This window comes from Massilia endophytica, assembly GCF_021165955.1.
Classification (GTDB): Bacteria; Pseudomonadota; Gammaproteobacteria; order Burkholderiales; family Burkholderiaceae_D; genus Rugamonas; species Rugamonas endophytica.
This window is the reverse complement of sequence record NZ_CP088952.1, coordinates 1,411,629-1,436,320: the sequence shown is the minus strand read 5'-3', so window position 1 is coordinate 1,436,320 and position 24,692 is coordinate 1,411,629. Positions and strand designations below refer to the sequence as shown.

Annotated in this window: 25 protein-coding genes and 3 tRNA genes; 16 read left to right on the top strand and 12 right to left on the bottom strand. The window is 64.8% G+C overall.

The window, feature by feature from the left end:
• Positions 1 to 10: 10 nt before the first annotated feature.
• Positions 11 to 565, bottom strand: a complete 555-nt coding sequence (locus tag LSQ66_RS06635; protein WP_231769001.1) for a DUF1439 domain-containing protein — start codon at positions 563 to 565, stop codon at positions 11 to 13.
• A gap of 75 nt (positions 566 to 640) precedes the next feature.
• Here LSQ66_RS06635 and LSQ66_RS06630 point away from each other — a divergent pair, with 75 nt between their 5' ends.
• The 5 genes from LSQ66_RS06630 to LSQ66_RS06610 all read left to right on the top strand — a co-directional run bounded on the left by LSQ66_RS06630 (position 641) and on the right by LSQ66_RS06610 (position 4,265).
• Positions 641 to 1,351, top strand: a complete 711-nt coding sequence (locus LSQ66_RS06630) for a DUF72 domain-containing protein (protein ID WP_231769000.1) — start codon at positions 641 to 643, stop codon at positions 1,349 to 1,351.
• A gap of 95 nt (positions 1,352 to 1,446) precedes the next feature.
• On the top strand, positions 1,447 to 1,806 hold the full coding sequence (locus LSQ66_RS06625; protein ID WP_231768999.1) for a GntR family transcriptional regulator: 360 nt from the start codon (positions 1,447 to 1,449) through the stop codon (positions 1,804 to 1,806).
• Positions 1,803 to 2,660, top strand: coding sequence for an ABC transporter ATP-binding protein (locus LSQ66_RS06620; RefSeq protein WP_231768998.1), 858 nt, complete (start codon positions 1,803 to 1,805; stop codon positions 2,658 to 2,660). Before LSQ66_RS06625 ends, LSQ66_RS06620 begins: the two co-directional genes overlap by 4 nt.
• Entirely contained in the window at positions 2,657 to 3,637 is a 981-nt protein-coding gene (locus LSQ66_RS06615; RefSeq protein ID WP_231768997.1) for a hypothetical protein, read from the top strand. The genes LSQ66_RS06620 and LSQ66_RS06615 overlap by 4 nt, the downstream gene beginning before the upstream one ends.
• A 133-nt stretch (positions 3,638 to 3,770) precedes the next feature.
• Positions 3,771 to 4,265 (top strand): cyanophycin synthetase family protein, encoded by a 495-nt coding sequence (locus tag LSQ66_RS06610; protein ID WP_231768996.1) that lies wholly within the window; start codon positions 3,771 to 3,773, stop codon positions 4,263 to 4,265.
• Here LSQ66_RS06610 and LSQ66_RS06605 read toward each other — a convergent pair.
• From LSQ66_RS06605 to rnr, 4 genes are all read right to left on the bottom strand, one after another.
• A complete protein-coding gene (locus LSQ66_RS06605) occupies positions 4,246 to 4,902 on the bottom strand; it encodes a YceH family protein (protein ID WP_231768995.1) in 657 nt (218 codons plus the stop codon). The two genes, LSQ66_RS06610 and LSQ66_RS06605, sit on opposite strands and share 20 nt — an antisense overlap.
• A 10-nt stretch (positions 4,903 to 4,912) precedes the next feature.
• Positions 4,913 to 5,653, bottom strand: a complete 741-nt coding sequence (cysE, locus tag LSQ66_RS06600) for a serine O-acetyltransferase (protein WP_231768994.1) — start codon at positions 5,651 to 5,653, stop codon at positions 4,913 to 4,915.
• Between the two features lie 155 nt (positions 5,654 to 5,808).
• Positions 5,809 to 6,537, bottom strand: coding sequence for a 23S rRNA (guanosine(2251)-2'-O)-methyltransferase RlmB (rlmB, locus tag LSQ66_RS06595; RefSeq protein ID WP_231770066.1), 729 nt, complete (start codon positions 6,535 to 6,537; stop codon positions 5,809 to 5,811).
• Between the two features lie 90 nt (positions 6,538 to 6,627).
• A complete protein-coding gene (gene rnr, locus LSQ66_RS06590; RefSeq protein WP_231770065.1) occupies positions 6,628 to 9,195 on the bottom strand; it encodes a ribonuclease R in 2,568 nt (855 codons plus the stop codon).
• Between the two features lie 198 nt (positions 9,196 to 9,393).
• On the opposite strand from rnr, the gene LSQ66_RS06585 reads away from it, so the two are divergent.
• The 10 genes from LSQ66_RS06585 (at position 9,394) to LSQ66_RS06540 (ending at position 19,255) form a co-directional block, all read left to right on the top strand.
• A tRNA-Leu gene (locus tag LSQ66_RS06585) sits at positions 9,394 to 9,478 on the top strand.
• A gap of 172 nt (positions 9,479 to 9,650) precedes the next feature.
• Positions 9,651 to 10,742, top strand: coding sequence for an NF038122 family metalloprotease (locus LSQ66_RS06580; protein ID WP_231768993.1), 1,092 nt, complete (start codon positions 9,651 to 9,653; stop codon positions 10,740 to 10,742).
• An 83-nt stretch (positions 10,743 to 10,825) separates the two neighbouring features.
• Positions 10,826 to 11,944, top strand: a complete 1,119-nt coding sequence (locus LSQ66_RS06575; RefSeq protein WP_231768992.1) for an NF038122 family metalloprotease — start codon at positions 10,826 to 10,828, stop codon at positions 11,942 to 11,944.
• A gap of 77 nt (positions 11,945 to 12,021) precedes the next feature.
• Positions 12,022 to 12,106 (top strand) — tRNA-Leu (locus tag LSQ66_RS06570).
• A 33-nt stretch (positions 12,107 to 12,139) separates the two neighbouring features.
• A tRNA-Leu gene (locus tag LSQ66_RS06565) sits at positions 12,140 to 12,224 on the top strand.
• Between the two features lie 120 nt (positions 12,225 to 12,344).
• Entirely contained in the window at positions 12,345 to 14,519 is a 2,175-nt protein-coding gene (locus LSQ66_RS06560) for an ATP-binding protein (protein WP_231768991.1), read from the top strand.
• A complete protein-coding gene (locus tag LSQ66_RS06555) occupies positions 14,516 to 14,722 on the top strand; it encodes a hypothetical protein (RefSeq protein WP_231768990.1) in 207 nt (68 codons plus the stop codon). Before LSQ66_RS06560 ends, LSQ66_RS06555 begins: the two co-directional genes overlap by 4 nt.
• Positions 14,723 to 14,742: 20 nt before the next feature.
• Positions 14,743 to 15,288: a phasin family protein gene (locus LSQ66_RS06550; RefSeq protein ID WP_231768989.1), complete on the top strand. Its 546-nt coding sequence runs from the start codon at positions 14,743 to 14,745 to the stop codon at positions 15,286 to 15,288.
• A 74-nt stretch (positions 15,289 to 15,362) separates the two neighbouring features.
• Entirely contained in the window at positions 15,363 to 17,000 is a 1,638-nt protein-coding gene (locus LSQ66_RS06545) for a VRR-NUC domain-containing protein (protein ID WP_231768988.1), read from the top strand.
• Positions 16,997 to 19,255: a helicase C-terminal domain-containing protein gene (locus LSQ66_RS06540; protein ID WP_231768987.1), complete on the top strand. Its 2,259-nt coding sequence runs from the start codon at positions 16,997 to 16,999 to the stop codon at positions 19,253 to 19,255. The genes LSQ66_RS06545 and LSQ66_RS06540 overlap by 4 nt, the downstream gene beginning before the upstream one ends.
• Position 19,256: 1 nt before the next feature.
• Here LSQ66_RS06540 and LSQ66_RS06535 read toward each other — a convergent pair whose 3' ends face one another.
• The 7 genes from LSQ66_RS06535 to LSQ66_RS06505 form a co-directional block, all read right to left on the bottom strand.
• Positions 19,257 to 19,994 (bottom strand): LytR/AlgR family response regulator transcription factor, encoded by a 738-nt coding sequence (locus LSQ66_RS06535; RefSeq protein WP_231768986.1) that lies wholly within the window; start codon positions 19,992 to 19,994, stop codon positions 19,257 to 19,259.
• Positions 19,995 to 21,065 (bottom strand): sensor histidine kinase, encoded by a 1,071-nt coding sequence (locus LSQ66_RS06530; protein WP_231768985.1) that lies wholly within the window; start codon positions 21,063 to 21,065, stop codon positions 19,995 to 19,997.
• Positions 21,065 to 21,772 carry a LiaF transmembrane domain-containing protein gene (locus tag LSQ66_RS06525; RefSeq protein ID WP_231768984.1) on the bottom strand — a complete coding sequence of 236 codons (708 nt, stop codon included), beginning with the start codon at positions 21,770 to 21,772 and terminating at the stop codon, positions 21,065 to 21,067. The genes LSQ66_RS06530 and LSQ66_RS06525 overlap by 1 nt, the downstream gene beginning before the upstream one ends.
• On the bottom strand, positions 21,769 to 22,116 hold the full coding sequence (locus tag LSQ66_RS06520) for a LiaI-LiaF-like domain-containing protein (RefSeq protein ID WP_231768983.1): 348 nt from the start codon (positions 22,114 to 22,116) through the stop codon (positions 21,769 to 21,771). The genes LSQ66_RS06525 and LSQ66_RS06520 overlap by 4 nt, the downstream gene beginning before the upstream one ends.
• Before the next feature lie 210 nt (positions 22,117 to 22,326).
• Positions 22,327 to 22,494 carry a hypothetical protein gene (locus LSQ66_RS06515; RefSeq protein ID WP_231768982.1) on the bottom strand — a complete coding sequence of 56 codons (168 nt, stop codon included), beginning with the start codon at positions 22,492 to 22,494 and terminating at the stop codon, positions 22,327 to 22,329.
• A gap of 13 nt (positions 22,495 to 22,507) precedes the next feature.
• A complete protein-coding gene (locus tag LSQ66_RS06510) occupies positions 22,508 to 22,669 on the bottom strand; it encodes a hypothetical protein (RefSeq protein WP_231768981.1) in 162 nt (53 codons plus the stop codon).
• 249 nt (positions 22,670 to 22,918) lie between these two features.
• On the bottom strand, positions 22,919 to 23,800 hold the full coding sequence (locus tag LSQ66_RS06505) for a LysR family transcriptional regulator (RefSeq protein ID WP_231768980.1): 882 nt from the start codon (positions 23,798 to 23,800) through the stop codon (positions 22,919 to 22,921).
• 298 nt (positions 23,801 to 24,098) lie between these two features.
• Here LSQ66_RS06505 and LSQ66_RS06500 point away from each other — a divergent pair, with 298 nt between their 5' ends.
• Positions 24,099 to 24,659 (top strand): FxDxF family PEP-CTERM protein, encoded by a 561-nt coding sequence (locus LSQ66_RS06500; protein ID WP_231768979.1) that lies wholly within the window; start codon positions 24,099 to 24,101, stop codon positions 24,657 to 24,659.
• The last annotated feature ends 33 nt before the right edge of the window (positions 24,660 to 24,692 follow it).

Here is a 24,692-nt window from a genome sequence, read left to right as displayed (position 1 = left end):
GCACAACGTGTCAGCGCCGCTCTGGCTCCAGGTGAATCAGCAAGCCTTGCGGCGTGGTGCGGATCGAGGTCGGCAAGTATTGTGTTCCCATGTAGCGCAGTTCATCCGGACGGAAGTTATAGAGCGGCACATCGCGCACCAGCGTGTCGGCAAGGATGCCCTGGATGGCCGACAGCTGCACGCGGTTGCGCGCATCCATGTCGTTCAGCGTGAAGTTGTCGATGCGGGCGTCATGCAGGAAGACGGCGTTGCGGGCATTGTCCACCACCAGGCGGCCGGACAGGGCGATATTCCCCTGCCACGACTGGCGCCCCAGGATCGGCGTCACGTCCATGCGGGCCGCGAGCTGCACGCGGTCGTTCATGTTCTCGATGCCGATACGCGGCTGGGAGAGCTGCACATCGAACACGGCCAGCACGCGCTGCTGCACCGGGAAGTGCCGATCGAGGCTGCGCTGCAGGCGTTCCAGCGGTATGTCCACGTCGCGCGGGCCGCCGAAGCTGGCGCAGCCTGCGAGGATGGCGAAGATGGCGATGGCGAGGCAGCGGGCTATCAAGGTGTTCATGGCGGCTTCCGTGAATTGGGCGACGGCGAAGCGGCGCTTGCCGTAGAGTTTGCCGCATCATAAAGGAATCGCAGAATGCACGGAACACGAATCGGCTGCGCGGGATGGACGATTCCGCGCGATGTGTCGGCCCGCTTCGACAGCGAAGGCAGCCACCTGGAACGCTACGCCCGCGTCTTCAATGCAGTGGAGATAAACTCCTCCTTCTACCGCCCGCACCAGCCAGCGACGTATGAACGCTGGGCCGCCAGCGTGCCGGACGGCTTCCGCTTCGCCGTGAAGCTGCCGCGCACCATCACGCATGATGCGAAACTGCGCGGCATCGAGCCGCTGCTCGCGCAATTCGCCGGAGAGGCCGGGGCACTTGGACCGAAACTGGGCTGCGTCCTTGTGCAGCTCCCGCCCAGGCTGGACCTCGACGCAGGAGCGGCGCGCGACCTGTTCGCCGCCCTGCGCTCGCACTTTCCCTGCCTTCTCGCCTGCGAGGCGCGGCACGGCAGCTGGTTCACCGAAGCGGCGAGCACGCTGTTGCGCGAAGCAGGCGTGGCGCGGGTGATTGCCGATCCCCCGGCAGGCGAACCGGGGCCGTATGTGGCCACGGCGGAAACCGCCTACATCCGCCTGCATGGCAGCCCGCGCATCTACTACACCTCCTACGGCCCGGAGAGGCTGGCACAGGTGCACGCCTATATGGCCCTGCAAAAAGACGCCTGGTGCATTTTCGACAATACCGCCTCAGGCGCGGCCACCGCCAACGCCCTCGACCTGCAGCAACTCTTCCGCTAACGGCCTCTGCAAAAAAGTTCTTGCGCCTTTCAATTTTAGTGTTATAGTTCACTACAACACCAGTCCATCACATCACTACTGGAGAGGAGCCACGTATGTGGAATGACAACACGCCGATTTACCGCCAGCTCAAGGAGCGGGTGATCGGCATGATGCTCGACGGCTTGCTGAAGCCGGGCGACGCCCTGCCCTCCGTGCGGCAGGTCGCCGCCGATTATCAGCTCAATCCAATCACCGTTTCGAAGGCTTATCAGGAACTGGTCGATGAAACCTTGGTAGAAAAAAGAAGGGGATTAGGTATGTACGTCACTGAAGGCGCTGTGGACAAACTGCTGGCATCCGAACGCGAACGCTTCCTGCGCGAGGAATGGCCCGCCATGATGGAGCGCATCCGCCGCCTGGGCCTGAGCCTGGAGCAGCTGATGCAGGCCGAACAAAAGGGAGGCACGGCATGAACGCCCTGATCTCCGCCAAAGGCCTGACCAAGCGCTATGGCAAGCAGACCGCCCTCGATCACGCCAGCTTCGACGTGCAGCCAGGCCGCATCGTGGGCCTGATCGGCCCCAACGGCTCCGGCAAGACCACGACGCTGAAAGCCATCCTGGGCCTGACCCAGTTCGAAGGCGAGCTGAATGTGCTGGGCATGGACCCGCGCAAGCAGCGCGATGAGCTGATGCGCGACGTCTGCTTCATCGCCGACGTGGCCATCCTGCCCCGCTGGCTGAAGGTGAAGGACGCCATCGATTTCGTGGCAGGCGTGCACCCGCGTTTCGACCGCGAGAAGGCCAGGCGCTATATCGAGCACACCAAGCTCTCGCCGGACATGAAGGTGAAGTCCATGTCCAAGGGCATGATCGTGCAGCTGCACCTGGCCCTCGTCATGGCCATCGACGCCAAGCTGCTGGTGCTGGACGAACCAACCCTCGGCCTGGATATCCTCTACCGCAAGCAGTTCTACCAGAACCTGCTGGAGGACTACTTCGACGAGCACAAGACCATCGTCATCACCACCCACCAGATTGAGGAAGTGGAGCATATCCTGACGGACCTGCTCTTCATTCGCGACGGCAAAATCGCGCTGGCCGCGTCGATGGATGAAATCGGCGAGCGCTATACGGAAGTGATGGTGCACCCGCACGCGGCCGCCGCCGCCAACGCCCTGCAGCCGATGGCCCAGCGCACGGTGTTCGGCAAGCCGGTGATGCTGTTCGACGGGGTCTCCCGCCAGCAGCTCGAATCCCTGGGCGAACTGCGCACGCCAAGCGTGGCGGACCTGTTCGTCGCCAGCATGAAAGGAACTTACGAATGAAAACGATGCAATGGCTGATCAAGCGCGAATTCTGGGAGCACAAGGGCATGCTGCTGTGGGCCCCGCTCGCCATCGGCGCCGCCATGGTGGTCTTCAGCCTGGCGATGATGCTCAAGGGCCACGACGTGGGCCTGCACCTTTCTGGCCCGGACGGTGAATTCAGCTCCACGACCGTGACCATCGCCGATGCGCAAAGCCGCCAGATGGTGGACGTATCGGCCGCGGGCTTCCCCATGATCGCCGCGCCGCTCTATATCAGCATGGCCTTCTTCGTCTTCTTCTACGCCCTGGGCGCCCTGTACGACGAGCGCAAGGACCGCAGCCTGCTGTTCTGGAAGTCCCTGCCCGTGTCGGACCTGAACACGGTGCTGGCGAAGGCCGGCATGGCGCTGGTGGTGGTGCCGCTGGTGGTGCTGGCCACGGCCTACGTGACCTCCCTCGCCATCCTGCTCATGATCTACGTGGTCCTGGCGGTGAAGGGCGCGAACCTGATCGGCGCGCTGCTGGCCAGCCCCGCCTTCTGGTTGAGCCCGGTGCGCATGCTGTCCCTGCTGCCTGTGTATGCGCTGTGGGCCCTGCCTACCGTGGGCTGGCTGCTGCTGGTGTCGAGCTGGGCCCGTTCCAAGGTCTTCCTGTGGGCCGTGGGCGCGCCGCTGCTGGCGACTGCCTTGCTGGGCTGGGCCGAAAAGGTCTTCAGCCTGGGCGTGGACATCAAATGGTTCGCCCAGCACGTGGTGTTCCGCCTGCTGACCAGCACCATGCCCGGCACCTGGTTCGCCGCCAGCGAGTCGGCCCGCGAAGCCATGCAGCAGGCTGGCATGGTGGGCCGCCACGAAGGCCCGGTAGCAATGTTCAACGCCTTCTATGCCCAGTCCTGGCAAACCGCCCTGTCGGCCGACGCCTGGATCGGCGCGGCGGCTGGCGTGGCCATGATTGCCGGCGCCGTGTGGCTGCGCCGCTGGCGCGAAGAAGGCTGAGACTTGCAGGTTTTGTAAGCATTGTCTTACAGCAGCACCCGCCGGGCACCGATGCCCGGCTGAGCAAAAACTTTGCATAATGCAATCAGATGCGCCGGCTTCCCGCCGGCGCGCTACTGTCTGAATGCATGCCATGAACCTCATCGACCAGCGCTACCTGTCCGGCCCCAACCGCTACTGCAGCGAACCGTGCCTGCTGAGCATCCTGGACCTGGGCCATCCCTATACCGAAGACGATCTCCAGACCCTGAGCGCGGGCCTCGCACGCACCCTGCCCGGCCTGCGGCGGGGACGCAGCCTGATCGGCGTGATCGGGGACGATGCGGACGAGCGCTCGGTGGACCTGCGCCTGGCGCGCCTGATCCAGAGCGTGGCGATCGAGCTGCACCGCCTGACGGGGGATGAAGTGATGGTGGGTTTCGTGGGCCGCGTGCCCCGTACGGAGCACCGCTACCGGCTGATCCTGCCCTTCCGCTGCGGCGAGGTGGCCAATGTGGCCCTCAAGCTGGCGCTCGACCTGGTGAGCTCCCTGCTGGCAGGGCTGGACTTCGACCTGAAGACGGGACTGGCCCGGCTTCAGCGCCTGGCCAGCAGCGGGGCGAAAGACACTATTCGAATTGCCGCCTGAACTGCTCGAACTGGGCGGAGAGCGCCGCCACTTCTTCGCGCAATTGCTGCACTTCCTGTTCCAGCTGGCTCACCCGGTCGCCGCGTGAGGCGGAAGGCGCGGCGCTGGCGTAGCCGGCCTCCTCGCGCGCCAGCACCTCTTCCCCGCCCAGCAGATGGCCGTAGCGCGGCTCCTTGGTGCCGGGCGCCAGCGCCAGCTTCGCCACCAGGGGCGGATATTTATCGATCAGGAATTGCAGGCCCGCTTCCACCTCGGCCACCGACTTGAATTCGTGCTGCCTGCCCGTGCGGGTGCGGATTTCGCCCGCCGTCTGCAGGCCGCGCAGCATCAGCACGGTGAGGATGGCCAGTTTGTCCTGCTCCAGCGTCCACTTGATGCGCATGCGGTGTTCGTATTTTGTGACGCGGGCGCCCGCCTGGGTGATGGCGCTCACCAGCTTGCGGGCCGCCAGGCGCTCCAGCGTGTCCGCCACGGTTTCTTCGGAGAGCTGCATCACCGGGTCGCGGCTGGAGAGCTGGTTGCAGCCGTTGGTGAGCGCGTTCAGGGACAGGGGGTAGTTGTCCGGCGTGAGCGCTTCTTTCTCGGCCAGCACGGCCAGCACGCGGATCTCGACCGGATCCAGGATGTCGTCGCTCATGGTGTGTCCTTTATTCGACCAGCTTGTTCAATTCGGCCGTATCGACTTTAGCGCAAGGCTGCAAGTCCTGGCAAGGCAGGCCCGCCGCCTTCAGCGCGGCCGTAATGCGTTCTATCTGCTGCTCCTGCGCCTCGGCATGGGCGATGAGGCTGTGCAGGGCTTTCGAGAGCGGATCGTCGCCCGTGGTGGTGACGCCGTAGGCGGCAAAGAGGCGCGAGGCCGTGCCGGCCTGCTGGTCCTTCCGCACGATGTGGGCGGGGTTGCCCACTGCGGTGGCGCCCGCAGGCACGGGCTTGACCACGACCGCGTTCGAGCCGACCTTTGCGTACTCGCCCACCGTGAAGGCGCCCAGGATCTTGGCGCCCGCGCCCACGATCACGCCGCGCTCCAGCGTCGGGTGGCGCTTCGTTCCGCTGTGCAGGGAGGTGCCGCCGAGGGTCACGCCCTGGTAGATGGTGCAGTCGTCGCCCACCACGGCCGTTTCACCGATCACCACGCCGAAGCCGTGGTCGATGAAGACGCGCCGCCCGATGACGGCGCCAGGGTGGATTTCGATGGCGGTGAGCCAGCGCGTGAGGTAGGAGAGAAAGCGGCCCAGCCACTTCAGGCCGTGCGTCCAGCACCAGTGCGCCGCGCGGTGCATGACGATGGCCTGCAGGCCGGGGTAGCAGGTCAGCACCTCCCAGCCGTTGCGGGCGGCGGGATCGCGCTCGATGATGCTGCGAATGTCCTGGCGGAGGTGGCGGAACATGAACTTAGTTTAACAGAGGGGACGGACGGGGGCGCCGAGCCCCCGGATGGGGTCCGTCCCCGGTGCCTTAGTCCGCCACCGAACACAGTTGGCGGACTATGTTCGGTGATCGACTGGGTTACCGGGGACAGACCCCGTCCGGGGTCTGTCCCCTGCTATTCAGATGCCAGGCGCTGGCGGCGGGCTTCGTAGAGGCAGACGCCGGAGGCGACCGATACGTTCAGGCTCTCCACCGAACCGAACATCGGAATGCTGACCAGCATGTCGCAGGTCTCGCGCGTCAGGCGGCGCATGCCCTCGCCTTCCGAACCCATCACGATCGCCGTCGGGCCACGGTAATCGCCTTCGTACAGGCCCTTGTCGCCGTCGTCCGAGGTGCCGATCAGCCAGATGTCGCGCTCCTTCAGCTCGCGCAGGGTGCGCGCCAGGTTCGTCACGGTGATATAGGGCACGGTCTCCGCCGCGCCCGAGGCCACCTTGGCCGCCGTCGCGTTCAGGCCAACCGCCCTGTCCTTGGGCACGATCACGGCATGCGCACCGGCGCCGTCGGCCACGCGCAGGCAGGCGCCGAGGTTGTGCGGATCGGTGATCCCGTCCAGCACCAGCAGCAGCGGCGGGCCATCGATGGCATCCAGCAGCTCGTCCAGGTTGCGCGCCAGCGCCAGCTGGGAGGCGAAAGCGATCACGCCCTGGTGGCGGCGGGTGCCCACGATCTTGTCGAGGCGGGCCGAATCGACCGGCATCACGCGCACACCGGCCGCTTTCGCATTGGCGATCAGGTCCTTCATGCGGCGGTCGTCGCGGGTGGCGTCGACGAAGATCTCTTCCACCGACGAGGCTTCGTGGCGCAGGCGCGAGGTGACAGCGTGGAAGCCGAAAATCATTCTGTTCTTGGACATAGCGTATCTACTGAAAATGCGGGGTCTTGCGCCCCGTGAGGATGGCGCCGCGGCGGCGAGCCGCGGCGCGCGGGATTATCGTTTCTTCTTGCTCTTGCTGCCGGACTTCGCCGCGCGGGCAGGCGCCGCAGCCGTCTTGGCCTTGCTGCGCTTGGCGGGCGCCGCCTTGGCGCGCGCGCCGGGATAGCTGTAGTTGCCGTCCGCGCCCACGCCCGTCTTGCCGTTGCCGGAAGCGCGCGGCGTGATGGTGGGGCCGGCAGACTTCGCGGCCTTGCGCGCGCGGCCTTGCGGCTGCAGGTCTTCTTCGTCGCCGAAGTCGTCGTCGCGCGCCTTGCGGTTCTTCTTCGGCGCGGAGAACTGCGCGGTTTCGCTGTCGGCCAGGCGCAGGTCGATCTTGCGCGACTCCAGGTCCACGCGCACCACCTGCACGGTCACGCGGCCGGTGAGCTGGTAGCGCTTGCCGGTGCGTTCGCCGCGCAGCTCATGGCGCGCTTCGTCGTACTGGAAGTAGTCGCCGCCCAGGTCCGTGATGTGCACCAGGCCTTCCACGAAGAGCTGGTCCAGCTGCACGAAGATGCCGAAGGTGGTCACGCCGGTGATGATGCCGGTGAACTCCTCGCCCAGCTTGTCCTGCATGAAGTAGCACTTCAGCCATGCCTCGACGTCGCGCGATGCCTCGTCGGCGCGGCGCTCGTTGGCCGAGCAGTGCACGCCCAGCGCATCCCACACCGTGAGGTCGCCGGCCGGCTTGCGCTCCTTGCCTTCCTGCTTGTCCTTCAGCTGCTGGCGGCGCATCGCCGTCGAAATGGTGGTATTCAGGACGCTCTTGTCCTCCACCTTCGGCTCGTACTTCTTGCCAGCGAGGATGGCCTTGATGGCGCGGTGGGTCAGCAGGTCCGGATAGCGGCGGATCGGGCTCGTGAAGTGGGCGTAGGCCTCATAGGCCAGGCCGAAGTGGCCGATGTTGTCCGGGCTGTAGACCGCCTGCTGCATGGAGCGCAGCAGCATGGTCTGGAGCAGGTTCGCGTCCGGGCGGTCCTTGATCTTCTTCATCAGCTCCGCGTAATCGCGCGCCACCGGATTGTCGCCGCCGCCCAGGGACAGGCCCACCTGCTTCAGGAAGTCGCGCACCTGGGTGAGCTTCTCCTTGGTGGGACCGGCGTGGATGCGGTAGGTGCCGGGGTGCTTGTGGCGCAGCAGCAGGTCCGCCGCGCACACGTTCGCCGCCAGCATGCACTCCTCGATCAGCTTGTGCGCGTCGTTGCGGGTGCGCGGGATGATCTTCTCGATCTTGCCCGCCGGGTTGCAGACGATGTAGGTCTCCGTCGTTTCGAAGTCGATGGCGCCGCGCTCAAGGCGCGCCTTGAGCAGGGCGTGATAGACCTCGTACAGGTTCTGCAGGTGCGGCACGATGGCGGGGCGGCGCGCCGCCTCCGGGCCCTTCGTGTTGCCCAGGATGGCCGCCACCTCCGTGTAGGTCAGGCGCGCGGCCGAGTGAATCACGGCCGGATAGAACTGGTAGGCCTTGATCTCGCCCTTGGCCGTGATCACCGCGTCGCAGACGAGGGTCAGGCGGTCCACCTGCGGGTTCAGCGAGCACAGGCCGTTGGACAGCTTCTCGGGCAGCATGGGAATCACGCGGCGCGGGAAATACACCGAGGTGCTGCGCTCCAGCGCATCCGCATCCAGGGCGTCGTTCGGCTTGACGTAGTTGCTTACGTCCGCAATGGCCACGATCAGGCGGTAGGCCTTGCTGCGGCCCACCTTGATCGGCTCGCAGTACACGGCATCGTCGAAGTCGCGCGCGTCCTCGCCGTCGATGGTCACAAGCGGCACGTCGCGCAGGTCGACACGATCGCCCCAGTCGGACTGGCGCACCACGTCAGGCAGTCTGGCGGCCTGCTTCAGGGCGGCATCGGAAAACACATGGGGCACGCCGAACTTGCGCACGGCGATCTCGATCTCCATGCCGGGATCGTCCATGTCGCCCAGCACTTCAACGATGCGGCCCACGGGCTGCTTGAAGCGGCCCGGCTGCTCCGTGAGTTCGACGCTGACGATCTGGCCGCTCTTGGCCTTGCCCACGGCGCCGCTCACCAGGATGTCCTGGCCGATGCGCTTGTCCTCGGGCGCCACGATCCAGACGCCGTTGTCCTTCAGCAGGCGGCCGATGATATGGGTGTTGCCCCGTTCTACCACCTCGACGATGGTGCCTTCGGGGCGTCCGCGGCGGTCGTGGCCGACGATCTTCGCCAGCACCTTGTCGCCGTGAAGCACCTTCTGCATCTCGCGCTCGGAGAGGAAAAGATCGTCGCCCGGTTCGTCGGGAATGACGAAGCCGAAGCCGTCGCGGTGGGCGCTCACGCGCCCGGCGATGAATTCGGAATGGTCGGCCAGCACGTAGAAGCCGTTGGTGTCCGAGCGGATCTGGCCGTCGCGCTCCATGGCGTTCAGGCGGCGCGTGAGCACGGCGTGCGCATCGGGTTTGACTTTCAGGGCCAGGGCAAGGGCGCGCAGGTCGAGCGGCGCCTTGGCGCTGCGGAAGATGCCGAGAATATCCTCGCGGCTGGGAATGGTGTGGGTAGCGTTCAAAAGTTCTGTGGTCTTATTATTGTTAAGGGAAGGCTTCGTACCGACAGCCATAGTGTACCGGAGCATGGGCTCTTTGCCCAACACGCAAGCGTGCGGCCGGGGGATTTGACATCCGAAAAGATTGCTCTATAATCTCGGTCTCTCGCAGCAATGCGGGACGGTGAGTGGATGTGCAGCGTGGAATGAAAGTTCATCTGGCGCAAAACTCTCCAAGGCCGTATAATAGCAGATGTTGCATGCAGTATCCGTGCCCACGTGGCGGAATTGGTAGACGCGCATGGTTCAGGTCCATGTGCCGCGAGGTGTGGGGGTTCGAGTCCCTCCGTGGGCACCACTCTACAGAATCCGCAAAGAACGCCGCAGTCCGAAAGGCCTGCGGCGTTTTTTCATTGTGTCGGCAAATCTGACAGGCGCCTGCGGCGGGGATGTCCCCGCCCCCTGCTCTCTACGCTCAGCACGCTTCTTGCGTCCCCTCCCCCTGCACCAACAACCTGGGAGCTCCGACCATGAAACGCCTGATCGCCGCCGCCGCGCTTGCCGCCGCGGCCAGCAGCAGCTTCGCCAACCCCACCTTCAACTTCACCTTCGTCCCCGGCACCTCCGCGCAGGCCCAGCAAGGCTTTATCGACGCGGGCGCGCGCTGGTCGTCCCTGCTGACGGACAATGTGACCATCAATCTCACGGTGGGCTTCAATCCTCTCGGCCCGGGCATCCTGGGCCAGGCCGCCTCTGCCGAACAATTTTACAGTTACACCAATTTCCGAACGGCGCTCACGGCCGACATCACCTCCGGCCTGGACACCTCGGCCGTCGCCCATCTGCCCGGCGGCAACAGCTTCGGCATGCTGATCAACCGCACCAGCAACAACCCGAACGGCGCGGGCAGCGCCACACCCTATGTCGACAACAACGGCAATGCCAACAACAGCACCCTGTCGATCACCACGGCGGAAGCGAAGGCCCTGGGCCTGGCGGTCGCGCCGCAGACGGTGCAGGGCTGCATCGGCAACTGCGACGGCTTCATCCAGTTCAGCAGCAACTTCACCTTCGACTTCAACCCCAACGACGGCATCGCGGGCAACGCCTTCGACTTCGTGGGCGTGGCAGCGCATGAAATCGGCCACACCCTGGGCTTCATCAGCGGCGTGGACGTGCTCGATTTCAACGCCCCGCCCAATGGCGGCCCCTTCCCCGATTTCGAATTCACCTATGTGTCGGGCCTGGACATGTTCCGCTACTCGGCCCAGAGCACGGCCCAGGGAGTGATCGACTGGACGGCCGACGCGCGCAGCAAATACTTCTCCGTGGATGGCGGCGCCACCGTGGGGCCGCAGTTTGCCACCGGCCTCACCTTCGGCGACGGCGACCAGGCCAGCCACTGGAAGGACAGCCTGAATATCGGCCTCATGGACCCCACGGCTGGCCAGGGCGAGCTCCTGCACATCACCGCCAACGACCTCATGGCCATCGACGCGATGGGCTGGAACCTCGTGCCGATCCCCGAGCCCAGCGTGCTCATGATGATGATCTTCGGCCTGCTCCTGCTGGGCGGCCGCGCAGCGCGGGGCAGCGCTCCGTTCCGGAAAAGCGGCAATTAGTCGAGCACCCCGGCCCCAATGCCGCAAGGCGGGGCCGCTTTCCTTCCATTCCCCTTTCGGCAACGACTCTCTGGAGATCCGCCATGAAACGCCTGTTCACCGCTGCCGCGCTGGCCGTCGCGGCCAGCAGCAGCTTCGCCGAGACGACTTTCAATTTCACCTTCCTTGACCAGACCCCGCTGGAGGCCCAGGATGCCTTTCGCGCGGCAGGCGCCCGCTGGTCCGCCCTGCTGCGGGACGACGTGACCGTCTACCTGACCTTAGGTTTGAGTCCGCTTGGGCCGGTCAGCATCGGCAGGACCCAGATTTCCGATCAACTCTACGCCTACAGCGATGTCCGTGAGGCGCTGATAAAGGATGCCAGCTCCGCCACGGACGCTACGGCCGTGGCCCACCTGCCACGCGGCGACTACGTCAACATGCTGATCAACCGCACCAGTAACAGCCCTTTCGGGGACGGCAGCCCGATGCCCTATCTCGACAACAACGACAACTACAACAACGCCCTCCTGCGCATTGCCCATGCCGAGGCCAAGGCTATTGGCCTGTCGAATGCGCCCGCCACCCTGGATGTCTGCAGCGGGCCCTGCGATGCCTTTATCCAGTTCAACAGCGACGAGCGTGTCGTCCAGTACGACTTCAACCCCAACGATGGCATCGATCCCGGCAAGATCGACCTGGTCGGCTTGGCGGCGCACGAAATCGGACATGCCCTGGGCTTCCGCAGTGGCGTGGACGTCCTCGATCTCCTGTCGCCGCAGCCCCCTGCCGGGGGCGCCAATCCCGATGATTTTTTTGTCGAAGTCACCGGTCTCGACCTATTCCGCTACTCGGCGCTGAGCACCCCCTCGCACGTGATCGACTGGACCGCCGATGAACGCGTCAAATATTTCTCCCTCGATGGCGGTGTCACTGTTGGCCCGGAATTCGCCACCGGCCGGATCTACGGCGACCATAAGCAGGCCAGCCACTGGAAGGACGATCTCGGCCTTGGCCTGATGGACCCGACGCAGGATCCAGGCGAGCTGTGCGTCATCGCGCTCAACGACCTCACGGCACTGGACGCCATCGGCTGGGATCTCGCCTCGTCGTTGCCCCCGCCGATTCCCGAGCCCTCCATGCTGGCGATGCTGGCGTCCGGCCTGCTGATCCTGGGCCGCGCGGCGCAAAAGAGTGCAATCTTTCGCAAAAGCACAAATTGACCATTGACCGATCCGCTTCCCTGCTTTAAGATGCGTGCCTCGGTTGCAGAACACAGCAATCGAGGCAAGAAAACAGCGCCCACGTGGCGGAATTGGTAGACGCGCATGGTTCAGGTCCATGTGCCGCGAGGTGTGGGGGTTCGAGTCCCTCCGTGGGCACCAGCGCTGTTTTCGACGCACAAATGAGTACTCAGTGCCCACGTGGCGGAATTGGTAGACGCGCATGGTTCAGGTCCATGTGCCGCGAGGTGTGGGGGTTCGAGTCCCTCCGTGGGCACCACTCTACCGGACACGCGGAAAACGCCGCAAGCTTGCAAGAGCTTGCGGCGTTTTTCTTTTGGACAACGGGCTGAGCCGTAGAATGCGCGCGGAGCAGCCGCTTTGGGCTACACTGGGGCCCATGCAGACCATCCTGATCGTCAGCGGACCCGACTTCGATCCGGCGGCCCTCGGCGCGGCTCTGGCGACCCAGCCTTTCGCCGTGCAGCTGACGGCGCGCGGGGACGAGGCCCTGGGCGCCGTGGCCAGGAGCGATGTGGCCCTGGTGCTGCTGGATGCGGCCCTGGCGGGCAGCGCGAGCATGGAGCTGATTCCCCGCCTGGCCAACGCCGGACCGGACAAGCCCGTGCCGGTGATGGTAATGTCTTCCCGCCCCTCGGACGAAGAACAGGCGACTGCGCTGCAGGCCGGCGCCGCGGGCTACCTGCGCAAGCCCTTCTCGCCCCAGGATGCGGCCGAAAAGATCATGGTCGAACTCACAGCCTGCAACGCCTGGCCCGTGCTGCCCGGCGCCGGGGATGCGGCGGCCCTCGAAGTCAATTACCACACCCTCCTGGCAGGCTCCCCGGACGCCATCATGCTCTTCGACGCCGACCGCGGCCTGCCCATCGACGTGAACCGCAACGCGGAACGCCTGTTCGGCCGCAGTGCCGGGGAGCTGATGCGCATGCGCCTCACCGAGCTTTGCCCGCCAATACAGCCGGACGGCAGGGCTTCCGCCGATGCCGTGCAGGAGCTGATCGGCAAGGTCATGGCGGGCGAAATCCGGGTCTTCCCCATGTCCTTCCAGCACGCGGGCGGGCGCCGGATCGACTGCGAGATGCGTACCGTGCTGCTGGAAAAGAACGGCCTGCGCCTGCTCCACATGCGGCTCGTGGACGTAACGGGCGAACGCCTGGCCGAAGCCCTGCGCACCGGCCAGAACCAGCTGCTGGAGATGATCGCGCGCGGTGCGCCGCAGGCCTCCATCCTGGCCCGCCTGGTGCGGCTGATGGAAAGCCAGTCCGATGGCCTGCTGTGCGCCGTGATGCTGCTGGACGCCGATGGAAAGACCCTGCACCCGGCCGCGGCGCCCAGCCTGCCGCGCGACTATGTACTGACCCTCGAAGGCCAGGCCGTGGGCACCGAGGAAGGCGCCTGCGGCGCCGCCGTCCACCGCCGCGCGCCGGTGGTGGTGCCGGACATCGAGCGCGACTCTCCCTGGAAGGCGCAGCGCGCCATGGCCCTCGCCTACGGCCTGCGCGCCTGCTGGGCCATGCCCATCATGCTCGATGCCGACACGGTCCTGGGCTGCATCGCCATGTACTACCGCGAGGTGCGCACGCCGCGCCCCGCGGACGAACGCCTGACCGGCATGGCCACCCACCTGGCGGGCATCGCCATCGAACGCGCCCAGCGCGAGGCTGAGCTGCAGCGCCACCGCCTGCACCTGGAGGAGCTGGTGCAGGCCCGTACCACGGAGCTGCGCCAGGCCAAGGAGCGTGCGGAATTGGGCAGCGAGGAACTGTCCGCCACCCTGGAGAACCTGAGCGCGACCCAGGACGAGCTGGTAAGGCGCGGCAAGCTGTCCGCCCTCGGCGCCCTGGTCGCGGGCGTGGCCCACGAGCTGAATACGCCCATCGGCAACAGCCTGGTGGCGGCGGGCGCCATGGCGGAGCGGCGCGAAGCCCTGTCCGGCCAGCTGGAGGCGGGGCTGCGCCGCTCGGAGCTGGAAGCCTACCTCTCGGCGGCGCGGGAGGCGGACAGCGTGGTGCTGCGCAACCTGGAGCGCGCCGCACGCCTGATCGACAGCTTCCGCCAGATCGCCGCCGACGCGGACGCGGCCCAGCGCCAGCACTTCCTGCTGGACGAACTGGTGACCCAGCAGCTCGCCTCCATGGAAGCCGCCCTGCCCCCGCCCCGCCCCGTCATCCGGCGCGAGCTGACGGCAGGCCTGGCCATGGACAGCTACCCCGCCCCGCTGGCCCACGCCCTCGAGAGCCTGTTCGAGAACAGCATCCTGCACGGCCTGGCCGGACGGCAGCACGGCATTGTGACCGTCGGCGCCGCGCCACACGGCAAGGACGAAGCGGCGCTCTGGGTGGAAGACAACGGCGCCGGCATTCCGCCCGAGCATCTGGGCAGGGTGTATGATCCCTTCTTTACCACCAGGCTGGGCGCGGGCAGCTCCGGGCTTGGCCTTTACATCCTGCACAATATTGTGACGGGTGTGCTGGGCGGGCGGGTCGAAGCGGCCAGCGAGCCCGGCAAGGGCGCCCGCTTCACCCTCATCCTGCCGAGGACCGCACCACGATGAAAAAACTGTCCATCCTTGTCCTGTGCCTGATCGCCGTGGCCGCCAGCGCGGCCCCCGCGCCATGGTTTCTATGGCAAAGTACGGTGGACGGCAGCAAGGTCTGCTCCCAGTACCCCTTGGGGAAAGGCTGGGAGAAATTCAGCGGCCCCTTCCGGGACAGCCGCTGCACGGAGTTGATACCCCGCCGGCTCCTGGGCCGATAACAACAACGCAAGGAGGAGATATGTTCCAGAATCCCGAGCAGTTCGCCGCCGCAACCAAGACCTTGTTCGAGTTCCAGCTCGACACCTTCAATACCCTCACCAACCGGGCCGTGCAGAGCCTGGAGCAGGTGGTGGCGCTGAACATCGCGACCGCCCGCTCCGGCATGGAGAACAGCCTGGCCGCGGGCCGCGAGATGGGCCAGGCGGGCAGCCCCAAGGCGGCCATGGAAGCGGCGGCCAGCAAGCTGCAGCCCCACCTGAGCGGCACGGCGCAGTACAACCAGCAGCTGGGCCAGATCCTCGCCGACCTGCAGCGCGAGTTCCACGACGCGGCCGATGCCCACATGAAAGAGGCCAAATCCAACCTCAGCGCCCTGATCTACGACGTGACCCAGCACGTGCCGCCCGGCTCGGACAACGCCGTGCAGATCGTGAAAACGGCCATCGACAACGCCTACAAGGGCTATGAACAGGTGACTGCGGCCACCCGCCAGGCCGTGGCGAACTTCGAGGCCCAGGTGGCCAAGGCCGCCGCCATGGCCGGACAGGCGCCGCCCGCCCCGTAAATTTGCTGGGCAAGACGGGGCAGACGCGATACACTGTATAAAAATACAGTTTTTGTATCGCCGCCTGCCCCGCAATGAATAAAGTACTGGAAAACGCGTTTTATTACCTGGACAACTTCCACCAGGTGCTCCAGTGGATCGGCGAGCGCTACAGCGATCTGCTCAACGAGGAGGAACGCGGCTTCATCGAGCGCTTCCCCCTGCTGCCCCAGCCCGCCCGCGCCCTCTTCGTGCGCATGGTGATGCGCAAGGGCGTGCTCTTCCGTGCCAGCAAGCTCACCTACGCCGAAATCGGCTGCACCCACGACGCGGCCCAGCCCTTGTCCCTGGAAGGCTGGATCGAGCACGATCCCGTCCTGACGCTGGACGAGCTCTTCGACCTGCTGCAAAAGCCCGAAATCGGCAAGCTGTTCCAGCTGGCGGCCCACGAAAAGGCGGCGCGCAAGGCCGAACAGCTGGAAGCCCTGCGCGAGCGGCACGAAGGCAGCCACCGCTTCTCCGCCTGGTATGCCGATTCCGGCGACCATGTCTATCACGTGCGCGCCAAGGCCCTGTGCGACAGGCTGCGCCTTATCTTCTTCGGCAACTACCATCAGGATTGGTCCGAATTCGTGCTGTCCGACCTGGGCGTCTACCGCTACGAGAAGGTGGAGTTCCCGCCCTCGGCGCGCGGTTTCCGCAGCCGCCGGGACATCGACGATTATCTCGAACTGCACGCCTGCCGCGAGCGCTTCCACGAGGGCGAGGATCCCCTGGCCGTGCTCGCGAGCCTGCCGCCGCCCAGTCCGGACAACGAGTGGCTTGCCAGCCGGCGCCACAAGCTCCTGTTCCAGATGGGCCAGCAGCTGGAAAAACTGCGCGACTGGGACGGCGCCTTCAAGGTCTACCGCGACTGCTGCTATCCCGGCGCCCGCTCGCGCGCCATCCGCGTGCTGGAGAAGGACGAGCAGATCGGCCTCGCCTACGAATGGCTGCGCAAGGCGCAGGAAGCGCCCGAAAGCGAGGCCGAACGCCAGCACCTGCTGCGCATGGAGCCCCGGCTGCGGCGCAAGCTGGGCCACGTGCGCGCGGCGGCCCGCAAGCCCACGCCGGTGGCGCGGCTGGACCTCAGCCTGCCCATGCCCGAAACCGAATGGTGGGTGGAAGGCGTGGTGCGCGACCATCTCTGGCGCGAGGAGGCGCCCGTGTTCTATGTCGAGAACACCCTGATCAACTCCCTTTTCGGCCTGCTGTGCTGGGACGCCGTGTTTGCCGCCGTGCCGGGCGCCTTCTTCCATCCCTATCACCACGGCCCGGCCGACCTGCACAGCGCCGATTTCCACCGCCGCCGCGCCAGCCAGTTCGCCGCCTGCTTCGCCCAGCTGGAGGATGGCCGCTACCGCGAAACGATACGCCGCAACCTCGCGCTCAAGCAGGGTATCCAGTCGCCATTCGTGTACTGGGGCGTGATGGACGAAGCATTGCTGGAGCTCTCGCTGTCCTGCATTCCGGCGCTGCACATGAAGAAGTGGTTCGAGCGCATCCTGGCGGACGTGAAGGCCAACCGCAGCGGCTTCCCTGACCTGATCCAGTTCTGGCCGGGCGAACAGCGCTACAACATGATCGAAGTGAAGGGCCCGGGCGACCGGCTGCAGGACAACCAGCTGCGCTGGATCGATTACTGCGCCCAGCACGAGATGCCCATTTCCGTGTGCTACCTGCAGTGGGCATGAGCTACACCATCGCCGTGCGCGCCCTGTGCGAGTTCACCGCCAAGGCGGGCGACCTCGATCTGCGCTTCACGCCCTCGCCGACAGCGCAGGAGGGCATTGCAGGCCATGCCCTCGTTGCATCGCGCAGGGACGAGGGCTACGAGCGCGAGATCAGCCTCCATGGTGAGTTTGGTCCCCTGCACGTGCGCGGACGGGCGGACGGATACGACCCGCGCCGCAATCAGCTGGAAGAGATCAAGACCTACCGCGGCGATCTCGCGAAGATGCCCGCCAACCACCGGCACCTGCACTGGGCCCAGCTCAAGGTCTACGGCCACCTGCTGTGCGCTGCGCGCGGCCTGGAAAGCGTGAAGCTCGCCCTGGTCTACTTCGACATCGGCAGCCAGAAAGAAACGTTCATCACCGAGGACGCCAAGGCTGGCGAGCTGCGCGCCTTCTACGAAGAACAGTGTGGGCGTTTCCTTGCCTGGGCCGAACAGGAGATCGCCCACCGTGAGGCGCGCAACGAAGAGCTCAAGGCGATGCGCTTCCCGCATGCCGATTTCCGTCCCGGCCAGCGGCAGCTGGCGGAAGCCATGTACAAGGCCAGCGCGCGCGGGTGTACCCTGCTGGCCCAGGCGCCCACGGGCATCGGCAAAAGCATCGGCAGCCTGTTCCCACTGCTGAAGGCAAGTGCGGAGCATGGCCTGGACAAGATCTTCTTCCTCGCGGCGAAGACCTCGGGACGCCGCATGGCCCTCGATGCGGCGGAAGCCATCCAGCGCAGCGCGCCGCTGCTGCCGCTGCGCGTGCTCGAACTCACGGCGCGCGACAAGAGCTGCGAACATCCGGACAAGGCCTGCCATGGCGAATCCTGCCCCTTGGCGGCGGGCTTCTACGACCGCCTGCCAGCGGCGCGCAGCGCAGCCCTGCAGCGGTCCATGCTCGACCGGGCAGCGGTGCGCGAAACCGCGCTGGGCCACCAGGTCTGCCCCTACTACCTGCAGAGCGAACTCGCGCGCTGGGCGGACGTGATCGTGGGCGACTACAACTACTACTTCGACATCAGCGCCATGCTCTTCAGCCTCACGCAGCTGAACGGCTGGAAGACGGCCGTGCTGGTGGACGAAGCGCACAATATGGTGTCGCGCGCGCGCAAGATGTACAGCGCCGAACTCGAACACACCGGCCTGCGCATCCTGCGTAAAAGCGCGCCCGAAGCGCTGCGCAAGACGCTCGACCGCGTGCACCGCCAGTGGAATGCGCTGGAAAAGGAACAGGACGCGGAATACCGGGGCTACGCCGAGCTCCCGGAAAAATTCATGGGCGCCCTGCAGACGGCGGCCACGGACATCGGCGACTACATGGCCGAGTATCCGCAGTGGTTCGATGCGGACGTCCTGAACTTCTACTTCGAAGCCCTGCACTTCGGGCGGCTGGCCGAAAGCTTCGGCCAGCACTCCCTGTTCGACATCACGAAAAGCGGCAGCGGCACGCGCGCCAGCTCGGTGCTCTGCATCCGCAACATCGTTCCCGCGCCCTTCCTCAAGCCACGCTTCGAAGCCGCGCATGCGGCAGCCCTGTTCTCGGCCACGCTCAGTCCCTGGAACTACTACAGCGATACGCTTGGCATGCCGGAGAACACGGCCTGGATCGACGTGGAGTCGCCCTTCGAGGCCGGGCAGCTTGACGTGCACATTGCAGGCCACATCTCCACCCGCTACCAGCACCGCGAACGCTCGCTGGCGCCGATAGCGCGGCTGATGGGCGAACAGTACGAACGCAGGCCGGGCAACTACCTCGCCTTCTTCAGCAGTTTCGACTACATGGACAAGGCTGCGGCGCTCTTCGAGCAGCAGCATCCCGGCGTTCCCGTGTGGCGGCAGAGCCGGCGCATGGACGAAGCGGAGCGCGACGCCTTCCTGGCGCGGTTCACGGAAGGCGGCGAAGGCATCGGCTTCGCGGTGCTGGGCGGCTCATTCGGCGAAGGCATCGACTTGCCCGGCGCCCGGCTGATCGGCGCCTTCATCGCGACCTTGGGGCTGCCCCAGCTCAATCCGGTAAACGAGCAGATCCGCGAACGCATGGAAGCCATTTTCGGGGCGGGCTACGACTACACCTATCTCTATCCCGGACTGCAGAAGGTAGTGCAGGCAGCGGGCCGCGTCATCCGCACGACAACGGACCGCGGCACGGTCCACCTGATCGACGACCGCTTCCAGCGCCCCGACATCCGCGCCCTCCTCCCATCCTGGTGGCGCCTCCCCGGCAGCTGAGCTATTGGATGAGGGTGCGGATTTTCTGGTAGCCGCTGCGGCTGATGGGGAGGCGTGCGCCGTCCTTCAGCACGGCGGCGTGGCTGTCCTTGCTGGCCTGCTCTATTCTGCTGACGCTTTCGATGTTGACCAGGTAGGAGCGGTGGATGCGCACGAACTTGCCCGCTTCGAGCTGCTCTTCGAGCTCGCTCAGGCGCTGGTTTTTCAGATAGGCCTTGCCTTCGCTGTGGACCTGCACGTAGTCGTCCTGCGCTTCGATGTAGTCGATCTTTTCGCTGGGGATGACATGCACCTTCGCGCCGTCGCGTATCAGCACCCGCCCCAGCGGCTTTGCCTTCACGTCGCGCACCACGGCGTCGATCTCCGTGCGCTGCACCGGAGACCCTGCTCCCAGCTGCGCGCGCACATGGGCCAGCGCCTGGTCGAAGCGCTGCTGGCTGAAGGGCTTGAGCAGGTAGTCCAGGGCGTGGTACTCGAAGGCCTTGATGGCGTACTGGTCGAAGGCGGTGGCGAAGATGAAGCGCGTCTTCCCGCCTACCAGCTCGGCCACCTCGAAGCCATCCAGCTTGGGCATCTGGATATCGAGGAAGGCGAGGTCCGGCTCCAGCTCGGTGATCGCCTTCACTGCTTCGAAGCCGTTCGCGCATTCGGCCACGATCTCGACGTCCCCATGGGCTTCGAGGTATTCGCGCACCACGCCGCGCGCCAGCATTTCGTCGTCGACGATGATGATCCGCATTTATTGTCCTTGTTCTGTCTCGGCAGGCAGCTTCAGTTCGACCTTGAACAGGCTGCCCTCCCTTTCCCAATGCACTCCGGCCTGCTCTTCATAGGCGGCCGCCAGCCTTTGCCTCACGTTCTTGAGGCCTATGCCCGTGCCGCCCGCCGCCTGCATGTCCGGATCGATGGCGTTCGTGATGGCGATGCGCAGCACACTGCCCGTCCGCCACGCGGCCACCATCAGCAGTCCACCTTCCGGCAGCTGGCTGATGCCGTGCTTGACGGCGTTTTCCACCAGCGGCTGGATGATCATGGGCGGCACCAGGCATTCCAGCGCGCCCTTCTCGATGGCTTCCTCCGCCACCAGCCTTTCGCCGAAGCGCACCTTCTCGATGCCGAGGAAGGCCCGCACGAGCGCCATTTCCTGCTCCAGCGTGACCTTGCGGTGCGATTCCATGCCCAGGCTCTGGCGGAAGAAGCTCGCAAGCTGCAGCGTCATTTCGCGTGCGCCCTTGGGGTTCTGCGAGGTCAGCGCACTGATGGAATTCAGGCTGTTGAACAGGAAGTGCGGGTCGATCTGAGTGCGCAGCATACGCAGCTCGGCGTCCTGCGCCATGAGTTTCATTTCCAGCTCGCGCTTTTCTGCATTTCGCGCACGGGCAAACTCCACCAGCAGGTAGTTCATCGCCGCCAGCAATCCATACACCAGCAGGCCCAGTGTGAACAGCAGCGCGCTCAGCTGGGGGCTGATGGCGATGCCGGTCCAGCTTTGGCCGAAGCTGAGACAGAGGCCGTTCCACAGCTGCAGTGCGCCGATCCACAGAAGGCTGATCAGCGCCGCCGATGCGCACAGCGAGAGCAGCACAAGGGCTGGATGCTTGCTGCCGCCCAGCGGGTTGGCCCGGCAAAGATAATAGGTGGAGAAGCCCGCCGCCACCGCGTACAGCATGGTGCCGGGCACCGCGAACAGCATGGCGTTCGGCACCGGCGAAGGCGCGAGCAGCGCCACGATCTTGCCGAGCGCGGGCGCCAGCAGCGACCATACCGCAAGGTACAGCCACAGTCCCCGCCTTGTGAGCAGAAGCCACATCAGTTGCGGATTTCCAGGCCGCCCATGATGGCGTAGCCGCGCACCACCAGGCGCTTGCCGCCGTCCTTCGCCACCACCGTCTTGTCCTCGAAGCCGCCCAGGATAGGCACGCCTTCCATTTCCACCTGCCAGTCGATCGGCACCTTGATCGTGATACCGCCCATCATGGCGAAGACATTGACCACAGCCTCGCCCGACATGGAGCATTCGCGCAGGTCGATCTCGCAGCCGCCCATCATGGCTGTCACTTCGCCGCCGCGGAAGTTTGCGGTCCTTGACCGGCGCTGGCAAGCGCCCAGGATAGCCATTGCGCTGACGGTATCGCCTTCGCCGTCCTTGCCCAGGCTGACGCCCGAGGCATCGATTCCCTGTCCGCGTTTGCTGGAACGGAATACCACCATCAGGCCCACGCCGATCATCGCCAGCGGCGCAACCACGCGCCAGCTGATATACAGCACGCCCATGCCCTTCAGGAGCAGCAGCGCGCCAAACAGCAGCAGGAAGCCGCCAAGGATGCTGCCGTTGGTGCTGCGCGACTGCATGATCTTCAGCACGCCCGCCATCATCAGGATCACGGGCCAGAACTGGAAGCTGACATCGACGTCAATCCAGCCCAGGTTATCGAGCAGGAAGACGAAGCCGATGCCGATGACGGCCAGGCCTACCAGTATCTGCCCTGCCGGGCTTCGTTCGCGACGGGTCCTCATTCTGCTTTCTCCTTGTTCGAATCCACGTATTTGATCACAACCGGCTGCAGCACCATGCCGGCGCCAGCCACGATGATGAGGATCGGCCAGCTGTTGCGGAAGGTCAGGCCCCACCAGTTCTCGAAAGAGGCCAGGAACCACAAGGCGAAGAGAATCTGCCAGGCGCCGTCCATGACCTGCTTGCCCGTTGTGGGCGGAATAAGATTGTTGATGCCGAAGGCGATGACGATGAATGGCCAGTAGCGCCACAGCTGGGCCATGTCCAGCAGGTCCTCGCGATTCAGCAGGAAGAAGACGCCTGCGCAGACGATCAGGACTCCCCAGATCAGCTGCTTGCGCAACATTTGTGCTCCGTTTTTCATTGTGCTGCTCCCCGTATTGAATGCATGTCGAGACAATACGCGGCTTCGGCGGGCCGGAAAACCGGTTTTCGGTGAATGGCGGCTGGGAGGCGGTGAATGGCGAGGATTTCAGCGAACGGCGCGAAGCGGCCGGTCAATAGCAAAAAAGCCCATTCCACAAAAGGAATGAGCTTCCTGGCGGGTGCAGCGTGTTCAAGCCTGGGCGGCGATGCCCGGGCGGCCTTTCTGTTCGTTGCGGTATTTTGCCCGCGCCGCAGCCTGCTTCACCGCTTCCATGGCCTTGTTGGCGGCCTTGATGCGTTTCTTCTCATCCTTGCTGCGGTGCTGCGCCACGTCCTTGTTGCCGATGCGTTTGGTCATTTGATTTCTCCTCTCAGGACCTGCCGTTGCTGATCTTCTGGTCGAACATCATGAGCCCCCAGCCAAGCTGGCGCCTGATCTCCTCGGGCGTCGGCGGCGGCTTCACTTCCTGGGAACGGCGTTCCAGGTACTCGCGCACTACGTATTTGGATGGATGATTTGCCTGTGTCGTCATGGTGACCTCCGAATGCAATCCAACTTCGCCAGTGTCGTAAAGCGCGCGGTACTGGCTCGCGTAATCTGGTGCCGGTACTTGAGGCGACCGGACTAGCCTGCGGACGAGCGGACCTGCTTCGCTTCTTCTTAGATTCGCTGCATTGCGCATCAATCACGCAAGGCCAGTGTATGACAGCACTGTGACAAGCACCGTGCGGTATCGTACAAAGTGCCCGCCGCTACGGCTGGTGTGGATGTCGGAAGCCGCCTACAGCTTTCGTTGCAGGAAATCGAGGAAGCAGCTGATGCGCTGGGCAAGCTGCGTGTTGCGGTAGTAGACGGCGTGGATTGGCTGGCGGAAGCCCGTAGTGAAGTCCTGCAGCAGCGGCACCAGGCGGCTGCTGGCGATGTCGCCGCGGGTCATGAAATCGGCGAGGCACACAATGCCCTGGCCTTCCAGTGCAAGCTGGCGCAAGGTCTCGCCGCTCGATGCGGACAGGGCCGGCGTTACCGCATAACTGTTGCCGCCCGCGTGGCGCAGCGGCCATTGGTTGCCCAGCTCGTACTGCACGAAGCCAAGCAGCGTATGGTTCGCCAGGTCTTCGGGCGCCGCGGGCAGGCCATGGCGGGCGATATAGTCCGGACTGGCCAGAATGTGCAGGGGACTGGAACTGAGCGGCCGCGCGTGCAAGGTCGAGTCGCTCAGCGCGCCGATGCGGATGGCGATATCGGTGCGGTGCTCGATCAGGTCGGCGATCTGGTCGTTGCTGCGCAGCTCGAGGCGGATCTCGGGAAACAGCGCGCGGAATTCGGCCACGTGCGGCACCACGCAATGCAGCATGAAGGGCGAGGCGGCATCCACGGCCAGCCTGCCCGCAGGCTGCTGGCGCCGGATGCGGATGCATTCCTCCATCTCTTCCATCGACGCCAGGATGGCGCGCGCCTTGTCCAGGAACAGCCGTCCTTCCTCGGTCAGCTCCATACGGCGCGTGGTCCGCGTCAGCAGGGTTGCCTGCAGTTTTTCCTCCAGCCGCGACAGGGCGCGGCTGACGCCCGAAGTCGTCTGTCCCAGGTGCACCGACGCTGCACTCAAGGTGCCGCTGTCGACTACCGCAACGAAGATCTTCAGGTCGTCCGAATTGATATCCATGGAGCGATTATATCTGCCCCATTTTTTGCCAATTGTAGAGCGCCGGAAATAAAGGCCAAAAAAGATTCGGCTTGACGTTTGAGACGTTTTGAACAGGTGGGTCTGCTGAGTAGCTTTTCGCTAGCGATACGCTTCATTAATGAAGTATTTTTGCCTTCGGCCGAGATAAGATTAATAACGTTGGCAAAATTGCAAATAAGCATTTACCAATAGACCGCTTTGGAGAGAGCGGATTGCAGTTGCGTGCCAACGCTTGCTACTACTTTCTGTAACACAAACGAGTTCAAGGGGTATTCAAATGAAGAAAATGTTATTAAGCAAGGTAGCCGGTTCACTCCTTCTCACCGCCGGCCTGCTGGCCAGCACGGGCGCCAGCGCACAGACGACCTTGTCGTTTGATGCAATGGGCAATGCCGTCTTCGGCATGACTCACGCCACGCCGGGCGACAATTTCGAGGACGAATATCTGTTCTCGGTTGACGCTGCAAGCATGGGCTGGGCCAGCGGCACGGCTGTTGTGGGCAAAACGTTCATCGATTCGGCCCGCCTGTCCAACTATGCCATTACGGAAATCAGCTTCTTCCGCGTCGAAGCGGACAGCAGCCATACCATGCTGAGCACCACTTTCAGCAATGGTGATGCCATCGAGTTCTATCCAAACGATGCCCTGATGTCGGGCAACTACGGTTTCATGGTGACTGGTAACACCGCGATTCCGGACATGGGCGGCGCCTATGCAGGCACTCTGAACCTGCAGGTGGTTGCTGTTCCGGAACCGGCTACCTATGCGATGCTGGGCATCGGCGTCGGCCTGCTGGCCTTTACCGCCCGCCGCAAATCGAATAACAAGCTGGGCTAACCAGGCATACCCCCACATTCCAGCCCGCCTCAC

Bases quoted from the DNA above. Each gene is read 5' to 3' on its own strand.
- LSQ66_RS06635 (WP_231769001.1), bottom strand. From the start codon at position 565: ATGAACACCTTGATAGCCCGCTGCCTCGCCATCGCCATCTTCGCCATC.
- LSQ66_RS06630 (WP_231769000.1), top strand. From the start codon at position 641: ATGCACGGAACACGAATCGGCTGCGCGGGATGGACGATTCCGCGCGAT.
- LSQ66_RS06625 (WP_231768999.1), top strand. From the start codon at position 1,447: ATGTGGAATGACAACACGCCGATTTACCGCCAGCTCAAGGAGCGGGTG.
- LSQ66_RS06620 (WP_231768998.1), top strand. From the start codon at position 1,803: ATGAACGCCCTGATCTCCGCCAAAGGCCTGACCAAGCGCTATGGCAAG.
- LSQ66_RS06615 (WP_231768997.1), top strand. From the start codon at position 2,657: ATGAAAACGATGCAATGGCTGATCAAGCGCGAATTCTGGGAGCACAAG.
- LSQ66_RS06610 (WP_231768996.1), top strand. From the start codon at position 3,771: ATGAACCTCATCGACCAGCGCTACCTGTCCGGCCCCAACCGCTACTGC.
- LSQ66_RS06605 (WP_231768995.1), bottom strand. From the start codon at position 4,902: ATGAGCGACGACATCCTGGATCCGGTCGAGATCCGCGTGCTGGCCGTG.
- cysE (WP_231768994.1), bottom strand. From the start codon at position 5,653: ATGTTCCGCCACCTCCGCCAGGACATTCGCAGCATCATCGAGCGCGAT.
- rlmB (WP_231770066.1), bottom strand. From the start codon at position 6,537: ATGATTTTCGGCTTCCACGCTGTCACCTCGCGCCTGCGCCACGAAGCC.
- rnr (WP_231770065.1), bottom strand. From the start codon at position 9,195: ATGGCTGTCGGTACGAAGCCTTCCCTTAACAATAATAAGACCACAGAA.
- LSQ66_RS06580 (WP_231768993.1), top strand. From the start codon at position 9,651: ATGAAACGCCTGATCGCCGCCGCCGCGCTTGCCGCCGCGGCCAGCAGC.
- LSQ66_RS06575 (WP_231768992.1), top strand. From the start codon at position 10,826: ATGAAACGCCTGTTCACCGCTGCCGCGCTGGCCGTCGCGGCCAGCAGC.
- LSQ66_RS06560 (WP_231768991.1), top strand. From the start codon at position 12,345: ATGCAGACCATCCTGATCGTCAGCGGACCCGACTTCGATCCGGCGGCC.
- LSQ66_RS06555 (WP_231768990.1), top strand. From the start codon at position 14,516: ATGAAAAAACTGTCCATCCTTGTCCTGTGCCTGATCGCCGTGGCCGCC.
- LSQ66_RS06550 (WP_231768989.1), top strand. From the start codon at position 14,743: ATGTTCCAGAATCCCGAGCAGTTCGCCGCCGCAACCAAGACCTTGTTC.
- LSQ66_RS06545 (WP_231768988.1), top strand. From the start codon at position 15,363: ATGAATAAAGTACTGGAAAACGCGTTTTATTACCTGGACAACTTCCAC.
- LSQ66_RS06540 (WP_231768987.1), top strand. From the start codon at position 16,997: ATGAGCTACACCATCGCCGTGCGCGCCCTGTGCGAGTTCACCGCCAAG.
- LSQ66_RS06535 (WP_231768986.1), bottom strand. From the start codon at position 19,994: ATGCGGATCATCATCGTCGACGACGAAATGCTGGCGCGCGGCGTGGTG.
- LSQ66_RS06530 (WP_231768985.1), bottom strand. From the start codon at position 21,065: ATGTGGCTTCTGCTCACAAGGCGGGGACTGTGGCTGTACCTTGCGGTA.
- LSQ66_RS06525 (WP_231768984.1), bottom strand. From the start codon at position 21,772: ATGAGGACCCGTCGCGAACGAAGCCCGGCAGGGCAGATACTGGTAGGC.
- LSQ66_RS06520 (WP_231768983.1), bottom strand. From the start codon at position 22,116: ATGTTGCGCAAGCAGCTGATCTGGGGAGTCCTGATCGTCTGCGCAGGC.
- LSQ66_RS06515 (WP_231768982.1), bottom strand. From the start codon at position 22,494: ATGACCAAACGCATCGGCAACAAGGACGTGGCGCAGCACCGCAGCAAG.
- LSQ66_RS06510 (WP_231768981.1), bottom strand. From the start codon at position 22,669: ATGACGACACAGGCAAATCATCCATCCAAATACGTAGTGCGCGAGTAC.
- LSQ66_RS06505 (WP_231768980.1), bottom strand. From the start codon at position 23,800: ATGGATATCAATTCGGACGACCTGAAGATCTTCGTTGCGGTAGTCGAC.
- LSQ66_RS06500 (WP_231768979.1), top strand. From the start codon at position 24,099: ATGAAGAAAATGTTATTAAGCAAGGTAGCCGGTTCACTCCTTCTCACC.